The organism is Bacteroides zhangwenhongii, from assembly GCF_009193325.2.
Taxonomy (GTDB): domain Bacteria; phylum Bacteroidota; class Bacteroidia; order Bacteroidales; family Bacteroidaceae; genus Bacteroides; species Bacteroides zhangwenhongii.
Map to the genome: position 1 here is coordinate 2,724,750 of NZ_CP059856.1, position 18,168 is coordinate 2,742,917.

General features: G+C 43.3%; 11 protein-coding genes. 2 read left to right on the plus strand and 9 right to left on the minus strand.

The window, feature by feature from the left end; genetic code table 11:
* Positions 1 to 17 precede the first annotated feature (17 nt).
* From GD630_RS11090 to GD630_RS11120, 7 genes are read right to left on the minus strand one after another with little or no spacing between them, the layout of a single operon-like run.
* Positions 18 to 1,874, minus strand: coding sequence for a fimbrillin family protein (locus GD630_RS11090; protein WP_143865559.1), 1,857 nt, complete (start codon positions 1,872 to 1,874; stop codon positions 18 to 20).
* Positions 1,875 to 1,929: 55 nt separating this feature from the next.
* A complete protein-coding gene (locus GD630_RS11095; RefSeq protein WP_143865561.1) occupies positions 1,930 to 3,582 on the minus strand; it encodes a DUF5123 domain-containing protein in 1,653 nt (550 codons plus the stop codon).
* Positions 3,583 to 3,602: 20 nt separating this feature from the next.
* A complete protein-coding gene (locus tag GD630_RS11100) occupies positions 3,603 to 5,504 on the minus strand; it encodes a RagB/SusD family nutrient uptake outer membrane protein (RefSeq protein ID WP_143865562.1) in 1,902 nt (633 codons plus the stop codon).
* Positions 5,505 to 5,529: 25 nt separating this feature from the next.
* A complete protein-coding gene (locus tag GD630_RS11105; protein ID WP_143865618.1) occupies positions 5,530 to 8,742 on the minus strand; it encodes a SusC/RagA family TonB-linked outer membrane protein in 3,213 nt (1,070 codons plus the stop codon).
* Between the two features lie 44 nt (positions 8,743 to 8,786).
* Complete coding sequence (locus GD630_RS11110) at positions 8,787 to 11,174, minus strand: BACON domain-containing protein (protein ID WP_143865564.1); 2,388 nt, start codon at positions 11,172 to 11,174, stop codon at positions 8,787 to 8,789.
* 34 nt (positions 11,175 to 11,208) lie between these two features.
* The gene (locus GD630_RS11115) at positions 11,209 to 13,014 is read right to left on the minus strand and encodes a DUF5123 domain-containing protein (RefSeq protein ID WP_143865566.1); all 1,806 of its coding nucleotides are present in this window, start codon (positions 13,012 to 13,014) and stop codon (positions 11,209 to 11,211) included.
* 12 nt (positions 13,015 to 13,026) lie between these two features.
* Entirely contained in the window at positions 13,027 to 13,911 is an 885-nt protein-coding gene (locus tag GD630_RS11120) for a hypothetical protein (protein ID WP_143865568.1), read from the minus strand.
* 497 nt (positions 13,912 to 14,408) lie between these two features.
* Between GD630_RS11120 and GD630_RS11125 the strand changes: the two genes are divergently transcribed.
* Both GD630_RS11125 and GD630_RS11130 read left to right on the plus strand, forming a co-directional pair.
* Entirely contained in the window at positions 14,409 to 15,641 is a 1,233-nt protein-coding gene (locus GD630_RS11125; protein ID WP_143865570.1) for a DUF4861 domain-containing protein, read from the plus strand.
* 190 nt (positions 15,642 to 15,831) lie between these two features.
* A complete protein-coding gene (locus tag GD630_RS11130) occupies positions 15,832 to 17,508 on the plus strand; it encodes a glycoside hydrolase family 43 protein (protein ID WP_143865572.1) in 1,677 nt (558 codons plus the stop codon).
* 34 nt (positions 17,509 to 17,542) lie between these two features.
* On the opposite strand, the gene GD630_RS11135 is transcribed toward GD630_RS11130, so the two are convergent.
* Positions 17,543 to 17,881 (minus strand): type II toxin-antitoxin system RelE/ParE family toxin, encoded by a 339-nt coding sequence (locus GD630_RS11135; protein WP_017142533.1) that lies wholly within the window; start codon positions 17,879 to 17,881, stop codon positions 17,543 to 17,545.
* Positions 17,871 to 18,146: a hypothetical protein gene (locus tag GD630_RS11140; protein WP_017142534.1), complete on the minus strand. Its 276-nt coding sequence runs from the start codon at positions 18,144 to 18,146 to the stop codon at positions 17,871 to 17,873. Before GD630_RS11140 ends, GD630_RS11135 begins: the two co-directional genes overlap by 11 nt.
* Positions 18,147 to 18,168: the final 22 nt, after the last annotated feature.

Consider the following 18,168-nt stretch of genomic DNA (forward strand, 5'->3'; position numbering starts at 1 on the left):
CAAGAGTAATTCAATGGTTATTTTACATTCTTATACCAACGCGGGTCACCTACTTGAGCATCAATTTTCAGTTTGAAGTTGCCGTTTCCTGCATCTTCAAACAGTTCGGTAACTGTTTTGGACGTATCTATCCAGGCATTAGGAAAGGCGTTGGTATCTATCGCTTTGTTATGTACGTTCAGCACTGCTAATTGTCCGGCTTCGGTAGCTGCCGCCGCATAGTTACCAGAGAATTCCTTTACAGTCATTTTATAGCCTATATTAGGGCTCTCCTTTACAAAGCAGGCCGAAATATTATTCTTATAGTAGAGATTGCCATTACCATATTGACTTTCAAAAGGAGTCTTGCCCAAATCCGCTAACGTACAATTTTCTACAGTAATAACCACACTATTGGCATCTTTCACATAAACGGCGCGTTCTGTCATCTTATAAAGTGTAGAGTTGGTGATAGTAATTGCTTTAGAACCGTAATAATTGAAAACACTTTCCATATCTTCAAATAGACAGTCGTCGATGAGTACGGCAGAAAGTAAGTTTTGCACTCCGTCATTTTTGGTTGGCCAGTCACAAACAGTCTTCATGTTACTAAAGTTACACTTCTTGAAATCTACCACAGCATCAGTAGCGAGTTGGGCAGTTTCATTGTTAGTCAGCAGAGCAGTTGAGTTATCACCTGTTATATCCAAGTTATTCAATGCTATCTTTTGAAGACTGGTATATTGTATCTGTTTCAGATTCATCTTCACTTGTTTTTCTGTATCACCAATCAGTAACAACTCTGTTACAGCTTCGGGCACTACTATTGCATCACTAAAGGTATAACCTTCTGCATTGGCAGCAAATACTAACGCAACTTTACCGGAAGCACCGGACAATATTGTCGACAGGTTTGTTTCTGCATTAATCGCTTTTTGAGCATAATCAGCAGGAATTGCTTCATTCTCTGAAACTTTATCACCGTCGCCATCCTCGCTGCCACCATCACCCCAAGGTGTGTTGCTGCCGGAACCACCGTCTATTTCTCCGCTAGTCTCTTTTCCTACATTGATATTGAAAGTATACTCATAGCCTGCAACAAACTTATTTATCTTGCTGCCTTCAGGCACTGTGTACTGATACTTACCACCGTCTGCCATGATAGTGAGCGACATTTTATTTATCAACTCTTCAGCAGGCAACATGATACCGATAAAAGATTTATCTCCTGTTTTCTGCAGGGAAATAGACTTCTGCGTATCCATGTTAGTCAATTTCCCGTCTATCAGGCTGAAAGTAGCTGTGGTATTCATCCCCCCTACCGTTATACTTGTCACATTCGACACGTTTTCATTCGTAATCTTGACACGTAGAAGCACTAACTGATGATGGAAAGTGAATGCCAATCCACCTGCCAACAATGATTCTGTAGACTGGTTGGCGGCCTTTGCCCACATTAAATCGTGGGCAGAGATACCGTTAGACTGATCGCTTACATCTACTTTATAAAGTGCTGCTGTGGCATCAATAACATCCGCAGATGTAGTATGCGGATAATAGGCTACGAAATTCGTAGGCATATCATAGATTGCTATTCCGGGATCGGACGAGAAGTTCGCCGTAAGCCCCTCGCCAATCGTCGTATATTTCACGTTAAGGGCATCGTTCAGCACATTCTTATCTTCTGTATCGAACATGTATATACCAATAGCATCACCGTTCTCCCATTCACTGGTTTCGCTATTCAATCGTGTAGTGAAACGGTCGTTGCCCGAACTGATAGTGCGAAGCATTCTTTGACCATCGCCATCAGTAAGAAAATTTTCATTAACTTCACTACAAGCTACTGCCAATGTTCCGGCAACCGCTAAGAAAAATAGATGTTTCAGATTCATAATATTATCTTTTAATTTATTCTTAATCATATAAGTTCATATTCTCAATTTAAATTTAAGGCAACCAACGAGTATCACCGGCACGGTTGCTTACAATCGGAGAAGAGGTATCCTTAATCGTCAAGTCTCCATTAGCCGGATCGGCAAACAGTTCGGCTGCCGTAATTTTCAAATCGGTCGCATTCATATTCTTACCTCCCAATGCATAGTCTGCGGTGGTATAGTTATTAGAGAATGTAGTAGTAGTGTTAGCACCGATAGCAAACAAGTCACCGCAAGGGGATGCCAACAAGATACCTTCCATTACCAATTTGGAACCTACGGCAGATTCAATGTTTATCAGACGTTGATTACGGCTGTAGTTGTAAATGGTTACATTCTTATATTCCAGGTCGATAGGTTTATCCATATAAGGAGCATAGAAGAGATTACCCCAGCCATAACCATCGGTTCCGTTATTGTCGTTACTAAACGTACAGTTGCGGAAAACAGCACGGTCTACCTGGTCATAAGAAACTCCATTATCTTTGTCGAAAGATTGGAGGTGAATCATACCAAATGCACTTGTTTGCCATCCACAACCTTCAAAACGGCATCCTTCCATTTCCAGATTCATAATGTACTTGGTATTAGCTGACTGATGGCGCCAGAAACCTCGGCGAAGACTTATGAAATCGCAATTTACAAAGCTGACATTCTCTATTGTGTATGCCTTGCTGGTATTCATAAAGTAGTTATTGTTTGCTTCATGACGGAATTCAATATTATCAAACTCCAGACTGGAGAGGTAAGAACCCTCTGCAATACTCCAACTACCTTCCAAAACAACAATAGGTTTAACTCCATCACGACTACCGGCCAAACGGAAGCCTTTCATCAAAGCGAACGGAGTGACGCGGTAAGAAGAACCTGCAGGCAAATAGTATTCTGTACCTTCGGGCACTTCAGGATCAACATCGTTGTTCAGCAACATCGCAGATAAGTCGTCATCCAAGCCTACCGGTATGGACATAGCCGACGGGCCTGCCGTACGGAACGTTACCTGATTGTAAGGTTTGTCATATTTACGGGGTTTACTGGTATCATACAGGTTGACAGCATACAGTGTATTCTTCGTTAAGCCATCCACTTCGGCAAATCCCTGCATCATTTCTTCAATGGTCAGATAACGGCTAATACCAGGCAGTGTCGTATTCATCATAGGCATAATGCTTATACTATCCACCGGATTATGTTTATTGTCTTTTTTCCAGCGAATGATAGCCGATGATTCCGTAATCTCGGTTTTGGAAACATCTTCCACCAGTTGGGCATATTCCGGACGAGCTTCAGTAGAGGCACTGGCATAACTCCACTGCGAGTTATTGATAGCTTTGGCAGCATTACTGCGTACACGAATATAGAAAGTTGTACCGTAAGGAATATCATCGATGAATACATAAGGGTCGGTAGTTTCCATCTCCATAAACAAACTGGTATAATATTGATCCTGATGTAGTTGTACCGTATAAGAGGCAGCATCGTTCACTTTATACCATACCAATGTCACAGAGTTTGCTTTTACCTCCGGTTTCTCCAATACAAACCGGGGCTGGAACAGATCGTCCACTTTCGTATATTTATCATCTGCCTCGCAGCCTATGAACAGGGTGCCGCAAAGGAGTGCGGGCAGCATAGCCGTTGCAAGTTTTCGTAATAACTTTATCATAACGTTTGTCTTTTTACTGATTAGTATCCATAATAGTTCCGAATCAATCCGCGATGGTCTGTTATAACCTTTGCAGGGTAAGGACACAGGTATCTCACAGGATCGGTAGGTTTCACTAATTGATCGTTGTTCTTGTTGATAAATCCACGGAAACTCCATGAAATAGCATCCAACGTTTCATAAAGCTGTGTTTCTTTGTTCAACACTCTCCATCCCAACGCATACTCCAATACTGTGTAACCAGCAGGGCGACCTACACCGGGACCATATTCGTCAATACCTACAATGTCTAATACTTTTCTATCAGAATGTTCAGGATCCGTCACTTGCTTGTAATAGATATTAGACGGTACTTTCTCAATGCCCGGTACGTAAGCTCCGTTAGCTACCAATCCCCAATTAATCATCTCATTATAAAGATTATAGATGACTTCACCGTACTTATTCCAACGTGCAAGATCGTACTTACGAATACCTTCACCACCAAACTCCCATTTACGCTCATCCATGAGTGCTTGGAAGAAATCTGCTTCATTAGTCAGGCTCTCTACATAACTTTCTACTTTATCCGTCCATTGAGCCGCATCGAAAGCACGGCGGCGAACACGCTTCAGTGCTTCTTTGGCATCGTCACGCGGTCCGTAAAGTTCATTGACTGCTTCAGCATACATCAGCAAAACATCTGCAAAACGCATACGTACGCTGTTGATACCTGTATTAGAACCACTGGAAGCACCCAGCGGAGACTGCATATAGAGTTTGGACCATTTACCAACACCCATACCGGTCACTCCCATATCAATCTCCTGATTCAGGTCTTTATCATATTTATAAGGTACACAAGTCATATCACGACGCAAATCATCTTTATCAAACGAATAGACATACGTACCGCAGAAAGTTACATAGTTGCGGGCGCTGCCATAAGAGTGCTTACCTTCTGCAATAGTGACACCGATATTATAGCCATAACGACTGGTGACACTTTTCAGCATCGGAACAGCGAACATGACATCATCGTTGTTGGCAGTCTTCCAGTTACATTCATTTACCCACAAGTTTTCAAAACTTTGAGTCAGGTCATGTTTGCTTTCTTTGATTACTTTTCCCAGATAAGTGACGGCAATTTCATAGTAGTGTTCAAAGTTATCGCCACGTTCCATGTAACCTACGTGAGTCACATCTTCTTTGTCGGCACGAAGAGTCCAACCACCCCGATAGAGAGCCAACTGTCCGATAAGCGACTGGCAATATTCGCGTGAAGCACGTTCTACACCATAATCCAAATCGACTGCATATTTCATCATCGGTTCTACAGCTATCAAGTCATCAATCAGATATTCCAGAATGACATTGCGGTCGGTAGTACCCAAGCTGAAGAAGTCGTCGGTTGCTTCCGTTGGTTTGGTAATAAACACTACATCTCCCCATGTACGGATCAAGTCCAGATAGAGCATGGCACGAAGAGTTTTCGCTTCTCCATACATCTGTTGTGTTTCGGAGGGAGTATCACCTGTTACTTTATCGGAAAACAATGGTGACTCCTGCACAGCCTGCAAAAAGTCGTTGGCATAATTGATAGCATAATAGATATTGTTCCAAGTAGCGTTCAACACCGACCAGGTGGGACGGGAATCAAAGCAGCCTATATCCGAGCCATTGGTACTGACAGTGTTGTTCTTGAACGAACTCATTTCCACATCGGTATTCGTATTCAAACCGCTGGCAAGGTTACTTCCGTACAATCCGTCTTCTGTCATGGAAGAGTAGATACGGGTCATCAACGCTTTCATCTCCGATTCGCTGGAAAATATGTACTCGGGAGTGAAGCCGGAGGCGGGCTGCACATCAAGAAAATCATCGCAAGACGTCAAAGTGAACATAGTTCCGGCAATGAGTGAGTATATTAGTTTCTTATTCATTGTTCTTTCATTTTATAGATTTCAATTAAAAAGTCAACTGTGCACCAAATGTATAGGTACGGCTACGCGGATAACGGTTATAATCAATGTTCGGTGTCAAACCGGTAGCGATGTTCACCTCCGGATCATAACCGCTATATCCGGTAAGGGTAAACAGATTATTGCCCGATACATAGAAACGCACTTTACTCAAACCGACTTTCTTCGTCCACACACTTGGTAAGGTGTAACCGAGGGTAGCTGAATTAAGACGCAGGAATGAACCGTCTTCCACGGCATACGACATACAGATGGGGCGTCCGATGGAAGTGGGATTCCACATGGTAGCATTCTTATTGAATTCTGCCAGTACTTCCGGACTGTAACGGATCTCATTACCCATGTCGTCGAAGTTACGCCAGCGTTTATCCGAAGCGATGTCCATCAGGAAGTTGTTCTCTTTATTGTCCGCCCAAGTGGTCAGCATAATTTTGTTGGCATTCAGTACATCAAAATCATACATAAAGTTGAAGAACATACTCATATCAAATCCTTTATAAGTAGCATTCAGACCAAAACCTCCCGAGAATTTCGGAGTGGTGTTACCTATTACAGTACGGTCGGCTTCTGTCAGCTGATAAGGATTGGTGCTGTTGGGATCTACCGGAGTGAGTTTCTTGAACTTGGCATTACCGGGACGCGGAGTATCGGACAATGGACTTGAATCTACCACTCCTTCTTTCAGTTTCCATGTTCTGGATTTGGAGTCGAAGGATTCAAAATCAGCTACGGTATAGAATCCATCATTGACATAACCGTAAATCAAACCACTGGTACCACCCACATAGGCACGATAATCATCAGAGTTCACGACATCATTTCTCCAGGCCGAAGTGAGAATCCATTCTTTTTCACCACTTGCCAGTTTATCAATCTTGTTTTTATTATGACCGATATTGAATGTGGCGTTCAGTGAGAAGTCTTTCGTTTCTACCAGCCAGGCATTCAGTTGAAGTTCTATACCCCGATTGGATGTCTGTCCCACATTGGTCATCAGTTTAGTGTAGCCTGTGTAACCTGGAATATCCGAAGGCACCAGCAAATCTTTGACTGTATTCCAGTACACATCAATCGTACCGCTAAGGCGTTCTTTAAAGAAACCGAAGTCAAGACCAATGTTACGTGTGATGGTGGTTTCCCATTTCACATCAGGATTGTACACATATTTAGAGTTATAAAACTCATAATAATAATGGCTGACTTCTCCCCAGCCGGCAGGACGGGAACTGTTTACCCTATACAATTTCTGATAAAGGTCGGCATCGATGCGGTCATTACCGGAAGTACCGTAGCTTAATCTCAACTTTAAGTTGGATACGACCTGATTATCTTTCAAAAAGTCCTCGTTAGAGATACGCCATGCCAACGCTCCTGCCGGGAAGAATCCCCAGCGGTTACCTTTGGCAAACTTGGAAGAGCCATCGGCACGTAGCGTTACTGTAGCGAGGTATTTATCATTATAGCTATAGTTGATACGGCCAAAGAATGAAGAAATACGCGAGGGAGAGGCCGCTGACGAGGAGTTCTCGTAAGGAGTACCCAGCGACAAATTATCAAAGACCTTTTCTGCCGTGATATTTTCCGGAAAAAAACGGGTAGAGTAAGTTTTGGTAGTAGTCTGGTTATGCTTGATTTCCTGTCCCAACATCAGACGGATATCATGTGCTTCTTTTAGCATAAAGTTGTAGTTCCACACGTTGGTAAGCTGCCACTTGGTACCTTGTTTCATGCTCCATTCCGCCACCGGCTGGTTATTGTTGCTACGAGCTTTACTAGTCTCCATACCCCAGAAACGGCGTTGTTCTTCAGAGTTATTCTCGAAACCAAATTCACTACGGAAAGTCATACCCTTCATAATATCCCAGGTCACGGCTCCCATCGTATTGAGCGACTTGTTGATTCTCTTTTTGTAATTCCGTTCCGATTCTTCTTTCGGATTGAAACGGGTTACCTCTTCCAGTTGGTCGGGATCGAAATAGGTATCATCTTCGGGAAGCGTCATGTACTCATCCAAACCGGTAGTAGGTTTTTCACGCAAAGCGGTCAGCAGACTAACGCCTTCCGTACCGGATCCATCTACTTCCTTATGCAACAAACGCGTGCGGTATTCCAATGTCAGGAATTTAAAAGGTTTGAAGTTGAAAGAAGCGTTCATATTGTTTTGTTTCAGTCCGTTGCCTACCATCACACTCGGTTGGTCCTGATGGATAAAGGATAGTTTATATTTGGCTTTCTCCGTACCACCATTCACACTAAGGTCTACATATTTGGCCACCGGATTGGAACCGAATACCTCGTCCTGCCAGTCAGTTCCGGCATTTCCCTGATAGATGTAGTGTTCGTAAGCATGTCCATACTTATTATTAAAAGCTGTAGGATTAGAGCTTTTCTGGCGCGCATTTTCATATTGCATCAATACAAATTCGTAAGGGTCCATCACATCCAGTTTGTTGGAAAGTTCTTTGGTCTGCACATAAGTGTTCAGGCTAATGACAACCCGTCCTTCAACAGGACGTTTGGTTGTCACCAAGATTACACCGTTGGCACCACGCGCACCATAGATAGCTGTGGAAGCCGCATCTTTCAATACCTCGATAGATTCAATATCGGTAGGTGGAACATCGTTCAGACTGCTTACTTCAAATCCGTCCAATATGATAAGCGGACTGTTATCTTGTGTAATAGAACCGCCACCACGTACCAAAATCTTAATTTCAGCATCCGGCGAACCGTCTACAGCTGTCACCTGCACACCCGGCAGTTTACCGACGATGGCTTCAGCAGCAGAAGTGGTCTGTACTTTCTCCAATATCTTGCCGGATACACTGGCGATAGAACCGGTAAGATTACCTCTTTTCTGCGTACCATAGCCGATTACGACTACGTCGTCCAACATTCCGACAGCTTCTTTCATGTGGATATTAATGTTCGAGGTACGTCCTTTCAACGGTTCTTTTGCTTCTTCCATACCTACATAGCGAACTATCAACACGGCCTTGGCTACATTGGGCACACTGGTCAATGTAAATTTACCATCCAAATCGGTCGTTGCACCTATTGAAGTGCCTTGCACCGTTACTGTGGCGCCAATTACCGGCCCCATGTCGTCGGTCACCGTACCGGTCACGGTAGCAGTCTGTGCCATAGCACCCGCTGCTACCCACAGCAGGATAAATATGCTTATGATTATTTTATTCATCATTCTATGCTTTTATTGTAAATAGATTTATTTGCTCCACACCTTTATTTCTTTTCCATTACTATTCCGCCTTGGTTCTGATAATAGATAATGTGCTGAACCAGGTTGTGGAAATAAACTTCGATGTTCGGATAGCGTCCGTTAGGATCAACCGACGAACTGATTTTTTGTGCATCACTCGGATCGTTAGGATTCAACCCGTAAGCTTCTTCCCAAATATCAGGAATTCCATCACCATCCGTATCAGGCCAGGGATTCAACGACTTCACCTCAATGTAACCTTCAGTATCTGATACTGTATCAATGATACCGGGTTGCTTGGCTTTGCCGTCTTCTTCGGGTTTGGAACCGATATAGGTGTAAGTACCATTCTTTACTTCGCGAACGATACGCTGATCTATCACATCTCTACGCAAAGAAGCTCCGGCATATTCCAATACTTTATCGTAAGCTTGTTCAGCTGTGTGACTGGTCAGTTTGCTGAAAGGTTGGTAATCTGCCATCTTCATAGCTTGCTTTTCTGCTTCAGGAACTGTACCCAGTGAAGAATCGAATTGTCCCCAAACACCCTCTGTCCAGTTATCAGCCGTGACACCTGTGTTACCTAACACATAATTGCCATTGATATAAGCTCTGGCAGTAGGATCACTTGACAGGATACGGTAAGAACGGTTGTTTGTTCCGGTAGCTGGCCCCGGTTTATAATAGCAGTTGGTCAGGTTGAAAGCAGCATACTTTCCGCCGTAACTGCCTTGTCCTCTTCCACTCCAGTTGTAGTAGACGTTATTCCGCACATCGAAATATCCGGTAAAGTCATAATCCGCTTGTGTGCCGGGAGCAGACAAATCCGAGATACGCGGGCAGCGGCTACCGTGATGTGCCAACAATATGTGGTGGAAAGAAGCATTATCTCCACTGAACATAGCCCCATAACCATGAGCACCCTTGGCATGATTAGACAAGTTCATACTTTCAGAAGCAATGCACCATTGTGCCGTGAAGTTCTGCACGCCATAGAAAGTCAGTGTCTCATCCACACTCCATCCAGCTGTAATATGGTCGATAATGGCATCTTTGAAATAGCGTCCGCCAATCGCATCTTCTCCATAATCGGCAAACTGATCGCCCGGACGGCAACGCAAGAAACGAACAATAGCATTCAGGCTGGACCCTGCACCTATGGCCGGATCTTTAGAAAGATTAAAGGTAAAGTTGTAATTCTTCAACGTGATACCGTCGCCCGGAGCGGTCTGCCCAATGATACTCAAATTAGGAAATTCATTCAGATACAGCCCTCTTTTCAGTTCGATGATACCGGATACATCAAAGATGATGGTACGCGGTTGGTTGGACTTCTCAATTCCATAGCGCAAGCTACCTTCAATAGGAGTTTCATTTTTATTATAATCTGCCAGCGTTGTCACACGATAGATTTCTCCGCCACGACCACCGGTAGTAAAACGACCGCCACCTTCGGCACCCGGGAAAGCGAGTATAGAAGTAGAATGATCGTCACCGATGCTTGTATCCGGTTTACCATATTGGAAGATGGTAATTACCTTATCCAACATCTCTACCGTTGCTGTACGTGGGAAGACTGTTTCATTATTTTCGATATTCAATACGACTTCATTGGCAGTAGAGTTTTTCTTATCCTGCGTAATCCAACTCTCGGATATTACAGCATCGTAATCTACCGGATTTTCTCCTTGCGGAGCCGAGATAACCAGTTTAGGACATTTATAAGGAATGATATACTCATCCTGTTCTATTGTCACCGCACCGCTTACACCGTCTTGTGTCACTTTCAGAACGCGTTGCAAGGTGTACTCTCCTATGGATTTGAATACCAGAACAGCTGTTCTGGTTTTGTTCGTATTAGCATCTACGGCAAATATTACTTCGTCTGTCACAAAACTGCGGGTTCTGGGAGTTGTTTCCTTCAACCTGATCCAGTCGTATTCTTCTGCTATCTGCAATTCCCATTCCACATTTGCCACTACCTTACAAGTAAATGTACCTTCTCTGAATGACAAAGGATCTGATGAACAATCAAACAAAATATCGGGATCGGCCCCCAGTTGCTCTACGCTAATCTCTTGTTCCAATGTCGAGCCTGCACCCGACATTGATACTTTTACTGTTCCGGTGCGCTTGGGGCCGTCTGTATTCTCGGTAAAAAACAAACGGAGATCACCATTCCCCTCTCCGGAGCTTTTTGATATAGTCAACCAATCGCCTGTCGAGGTCACTTCGGCAGTCCATGTAGAGGTAGCCGTTACGTTGATTGTAAACGAACCGTCTACGTTACTCAACTTCACCTCATTCTTCGACACTTCCAGTTTGGCAGCTATTGCACCCGCATTAGATTCGTCGTCCGAACTACATGCGCTCAACAATCCAGCCAACAATATGAATAGAAAATATCTCATGTTTTATATCTTTATATTGTTAATACTCTATTGATTATTTAATCCAATGCGGGTCACCGATTCCATTAGTATATACTTCGGAGTTTTTATCGGTAATAGTGAAATCTCTACCAGCCACATCTTTGAAGAGTGTCTCCATAGGGAGAGCTGTTTCTACCGGTATTTCAGCGGTATCGACTCCCCAGTTAGCCACTACAAAGCCATTGGTGCGATAGTTATTCTCGAAAGTCTTGCTTGAGACGTTCCTTGTAGTAAACCAGGTTCCCTGCCCGGCTTCACAAACACCGCTAAAGAGATTATTACGGACAATCAGGTTGAATGAAGAAGTATTCTTCGGATTCAAGTCAAAGAAAGTCATTGCAGCAGGAGCCATACTCACAAATGTACAGTTCTCTACTGTTACATTCAGCTCTCCTGTCATCGACCCCAAACCTGTTATCAATGCTTTTGTTAAGTTTTTGGCATGGAACGTTGAATTTTTAAACACAAAGTTATGTACAGGAGCATCTTGCTTGGTAGAAAGTCCGAACAACCCACTTAAAAGTGAATTCAAGCCAAAGAAACGACAATTCTCAATCACGATCTTATCAGCTATCTGTTTCTGGGGAGCATCTACTTCCTGATACCACATCGTCCGGACTAAATCACTTATCTCACAGTTTTTCCAAGAGAAAGTAGTTACATGGAAAGCCTGATTCTTAAACTTGAAGAAGTTATCATCTGTCACCTTTATCTTCAGATTCTCAAAATGGAAAGCTTCAATTATCGCATCAGCGCAGTTAATACTCATATTTCCCATTTCCATATAAGCCGGTTCTTCACCATCCTCCGGTAACTGTCCCATAATATAGAGGACTTTTGGCATATCAGTCTGCCTACCCAAGTGATAGGTAGCTCCCGCTTTCAGGAAAAGTTTCACCTCGTTCACCGAAGCATCTGCCAGCATTGACTTACAGATTGATTCCAGATTCTCGTCAGGACTTACATATCTATACCCGTCAGGAATTCTCATCGGAGCTTCCGGATTGATATCTTCTTCGTTCCATCCTTCCGAAGCAATCGTAACAGTGTAATCCTGTATGACCGGCTCGTCTGCATTGTTCAATGCAAACGCTACTTGCAAAGTATCATCAGGTAAAATAGAGAACGCCCCATCGATAGCTTTAGATTGGACCACCGTATTATCTTTATCCAGATAGTCGATACGCACGGACACTGTTCCACCTTCGCTTTGTGTTTGGAACAACACAAAGTCATCGGTGTAGTTCACTCCACCGGTTGTTGTTTCTTTCTCGCGTTGCACATCTGTCGGAGCTTTTACAAAAGTAGCATCCGATAGTTTATATCCTGAAATCGGTGAAGAAACGACTGCGCGTAATTTCGAGTAGCTTTTATCCGATTTACGATCGGTAGACTTCAGACGAAGCACACCTGTACGATTGTACATACGCACACTAAGCGGTTCGTCGAACGGGGATTTATAAGTCACCGGTGCCGAAATGGCATATTTTGTTTTAGCCGTCGGATCCTGATGTATCACAATATCTTTCAGATTCTTCGGACTGGGAATAGAATCGGATTGTGTGGTAGAAATAATGTTATAACTCCCGTTGGCCAACTGAAAGCAATAAAGCGACGAATAGTTGGCTACATACTCACCATCGGCTGTATAGATAAACAGGGGTTTGTTAGAGGCACCTGTGTTCACCGCCCACGGTTCGTCATCCAGAAACAGTTGTATCTCTTTTACTACCGAAGTGGCATATCGTTCTTCTTCCGAACAAGCTGTTATTCCCAACAGGAGCATTATTCCCGTCAGTGAATAGAATATATTTCTCATATAACTCCTGTTTTAAAATTCTGAAACTTCTATTGTAAACGGTTGAGTGGATGTACTCTTATACATGACTGTGCGTACCGAAGGCCACGGCTCGTCCAAGTAATTCTCATCCGTAATTTTCATATGTACGGTAGAACGCTTGGAAGACTCAAAGCCTATACCGGTATCAAGAGGGCTGATGATGCGATTCACCTCCTCGCCTCCTTTCAGATATACCACATCTATAGATGTTCTGGAATCTCCATTCACTGTGGGAAATGAATAAACCGAAGCTCCAAAGCCGGTAGAAAGATTAGTGGAGATGGTCACATTTTCTGTAATACATTCTTTGCTCTTTACTTTATAGCCTATTGCCACATTCGTAAAAGTGACATTCAGCTGGTCAAAACGAGTGATAGCACTCAATTCCTCCTCCGTCTCTTTCGGCTGAAACACTGCTTGCCCGACTAAACGTTTCAATTCTACGTTGAGCGAACTGACCGAGTTATCTGAAGTAAAACCTACGACATCCGAAATATAAACCGGCTTTTGAATATGAGCATCCTGATAAACTACCACTTTGGAAAGACTATCTGTATCCACCAGATGATCGGCATTTGCCACGATGAAAGTTTGCAGATTTTCTCCTAAAGGAAGGTCGACTTTTAAATCTCCATTATTTAAAGGGAGATTTTTTCCATATACCATGGAATCTTGCAGGTAGACATAAACACCGACCTCTGTAATTCCATGTTCAGCAAAAGTTTCAAGACTAGCCCTACTGAAAGAAACGCCAACCGGGTGGGTTTCGGGCACATTGGGAAATTGTTCATTCGGTTTCCATTCATCATCCATTTGCTGTGAACAAGAACAGCAAAGCAGAAATGACAGAAGAAATAAACTTACTAGATGTTTCATAAATATTAGTTTATATATAATTTAAAGATATACAATTATTAAAAGAATAAAAATTCTATGCCCCTTTTCTTTAAAAGACGGATTCAAGCCTAAGGAGGATTGGCAATTATAAATGCTGGCTTCATGTTTCTCATTCTGTTTAGATTTTCATTGTATATTAATAATGTTTTTCGCTAGAGTGAATTCTTTGTTCTTTCACCAGTGCAAAATTGAGAAAATATAAGGAATACAAAGAGTAAAATCTAGTAGAAAAGGAGTAAAAAACAGACCTAGACCTAGTTCAAACAGTAATTTCCATCCGTACAAATACCCATGAACGACATACTCTCTGAATATTATCATGAAATATCTCAAAAGCATAAGAGTAGAAAATATCATTATATAGAGTAAAAAGCTCAAATAGCAGACTATTTTATCTTCCAAAGATAGACAGTCTGCTATTTTTTTCAACTACTTTTGCAGAGAGAAATACGACGTATAACATCAACCTTAGAATCATGAAGAAGAATCTTATTATACTTGCTTTCCTTTTAGGAGGTTTCCACTTGTCTTCCCAAGCGCAGAAACAGGAGAAAACCATTACGGTAGAAGTGCATAACAATTGGAGTCAGGCAAAAACAGACGCCCCGATTGTTATCAACCTGCATGAGTTACACGCAGATTTCAAAATCAAATCCGCCGTTGTCATGGAAGGGACGAACGAGGTTCCTTCCCAACTAGACGACTTGGACAAAGACCGTAAGATGGACGAACTGGCTTTCGTCGCCGACCTTCCCGCTCATGGCAGAAAAACATTCCAGGTTACTCTTTCTTCGGAGAAGAGCACGAAGACCTATCCGGAACGGGTATATGCCGATATGTTTATCGCAGACCACCGGAAAGGGAAACATCAGCGGGTGCAGGCAATCACCGTTCCCGGTAGCAGTAATATATATAGTATGGTACGTCCTCACGGTCCGATTCTGGAATCGGAGCTGGTGGGATACCGACTTTACTTTAACGAAAAGCAGACACCGGACATCTATGGGAAATTCAATAAAGGCTTGGAAATCAAAGAATCTCAGTTCTATCCAACGGACGCACAGTTAGCTAAAGGATTCGGTGATGACGTACTTCGCGTGTTCGACAGTTGCGGACCGGGTGCATTGAAAGGCTGGAACGGACAAAAGGCAACGCATATCACTCCGGTAGAAACACGGACGGAGCGTATCATATCCTACGGTCCGGTACGTGCAATTGCAGAAATAGAAGTAACCGGATGGAAATATCAAGGCACGGAATTGGACATGACAACCCGCTACACACTGTATGCCGGACATCGTGACCTTCACATCGAGGCTTTTTTTGACGAACCGCTCGATAAAGAAGTTTTCTGCACGGGTGTACAGGACATCGTAGGCGCTTCCAAGTCCTTCTCCGATCATAAGGGGTTAGTAGGAAGCTGGGGTACGGACTGGCCTGTCAATGATACGGTGAAATATGCCAAAGAAACTGTTGGGCTGGGTACCTGCATTCCGCAACGTTATGTGCAATCGGAGGAAAAAGATAAAGCGAACTTCCTCTATACGATTACCGCTCCGGGAAACAACTATTTCCAATATCATACCACTTTCACTTCGATGAAAGAAACATTCGGATATAAAACTCCGGAAGCTTGGTTTGCCTATCTCCGCAAATGGAAAGAAGAACTGGCACATCCGGTAACTGTAAAAATTAAAGGTATCCGCTAACAAAGCGATATCCACACTATATAAATAAGGTAGATACAAATACAACTAAACAAAATTTACGAGGTTTCTACCAATTTTTATACGACTCTGCACAATTATTCCTCCTTGTGCAGAGTCTTTTTTCATACCTTTGCCACATCACATAAATCGTATAAATCATTTATATAAAACTATTTAATCTATTTATATCATGAAACGACTGACACAGACTCTGGTTCTCTGCCTGCTGACTACCTTCCCTGTTCTGGCACAGAGCAACTATGTATCCGAAGTATGGGTTTCCGATCTTGGAAACGGGAAGTATAAGAATCCGGTACTCTATGCCGATTATTCCGATCCGGACGCTTGCCGTGTAGGCGACGATTTCTATATGACTTCATCCAGTTTCGGCTGTCTGCCCGGACTACAAATACTACATTCCAAAGATTTGGTAAACTGGACGTTCATCGGTGCAGCAGTACCCGACGCGCTTGCTCCTATCCAAACTCCCGAACGTCCCGAACACGGCAACCGTATATGGGCTCCTTCTATCCGCCATCACAATGGTGAGTTTTATATCTTCTGGGGAGATCCCGATCAAGGAGCTTTCATGGTGAAAGCCAAAGATCCGAAAGGCCCATGGAGCGAGCCCGTTTTGGTAAAAGCCGGAAAAGGAATCATCGACACTTGTCCGCTATGGGATGAGGATGGAAAAGTATATCTGGTACACGCATATGCGGGAAGCCGTGCCGGATTAAAAAGTGTCATCACTATCTGCGAACTGAATGCTGAAGCCACAAAGGCCATCACTCCTTCACGCATCGTCTTCGACGGTCATGAGGCCCACCAAACTTGTGAAGGCCCCAAATTCTATAAAAGAAACGGCTATTATTATATTTTCCATCCGGCAGGCGGTGTGCCGACAGGATGGCAAGTGGTGCTACGCTCCAAAAACGTATACGGCCCTTACGAATGGAAAACTGTACTTGCACAAGGTAACTCTCCCGTCAACGGGCCTCATCAAGGCGCATGGGTAGATACGCCTACCGGTGAAGACTGGTTTCTCCACTTTCAGGACGTAGGTGCTTACGGACGTATCATGCACCTGCAACCTATGAAGTGGATAAACGACTGGCCTGTGATCGGGGTAGACAAAGACGGTGACGGGTGCGGTGAACCGGTCCTGACTTACAAGAAGCCTAATGTGGGAAAGACTTATCCTATCTGTACCCCACAGGAAAGTGACGAGTTCGACGGCTACACACTGTCTCCGCAATGGCAATGGCATGCTAATATCAACGAGAAATGGGCCTACTATGCAGGCGACAAGAGTTACATGAGATTATACTCTTACCCTGTCGTACAAGATTACAAGAATATGTGGGATGTAGCTAACCTATTATTACAAAAGACTCCTTCTGACAATTTCACAGCTACGATGAAACTGACCTTCACTCCCAATCAGAAAAACAAAGGTGAACGTACCGGATTGATTGTGATGGGCAGGGATTATGCCGGATTATTCCTAGAAAATACGGATAAGGGACTTACTCTGTCGCAAGTGGAATGCAAAAGAGCCGATAAAGGGAAACCGGAACAGTCGAATGCTTCTGTCAGCCTCACTCAAAACACTGTTTATCTGAAAGTAAAATTCAAATGTGACGGAAAGAAAATCAAAGCCAGCGAAGGCGGACATGACCTTCTTGTCATGTGTGACTTCAGCTATAGTCTTGATGGAAAGAAATATCAACCACTAGGCAATCCTTTTCAAGCAAGGGAAGGACAATGGATCGGTACTAAGATCGGAACATTCTGCACACGTCCGGCTATCGTGACTAATGATGGCGGATGGGTGGATGTGGATTGGTTCCGCATTGCCAAGAAGTAACATCTTCAAAAGGAAGAGTATAAGAAGAGCAGTCCTACAGACTGCTCTTTTTTACAATATCTGTCAGTTCCTTATCTGTAAGATTCTCACATTCGGATTTATCATAAATTGTCAGAAGGACAATATTTGTATCGGTTTCCGATATCAAAACAGTGAGAGTGATGACTCTAGCCCCTCCACTTTTACCTTTTCCTTTAGAAGAAATTGCCATACGCACTTTATGAAGTCCTCTACCTAAATCCACCCCTTGCTGTGGCTCCCGTCTCAACGACTCCAGTAAACCGGCAAAATCCTGCCGCATTGATTTATAATGCTTACTTAATCTTTTCAATTCTCTCTTAAATAAAGAGGTAGCTATAATATTACAGTTCATTGAGTAAATCTTCGGCTGAAATACCTTTTGCCTTTCCTTCGCGTATCAGTCGGGCTTCCTCACACGCTTCCTTTAAATCATCCAATACCTCTGATTTCGTTCGGGGGGTATAGGGCACACAGTCCTCCTTCACTGTATTTATATTGACGGAAGACTCACCGTGAAGTACCATCTTTACCTTATCAAGCAACTGACGGCTATTCGACATTAATATTTCTCGGGCCAATTCAGCTTTATAAGCTTCCAGTTCCATTGAATTGTCCATTGTTATCTCCTTTCTTCTTTCA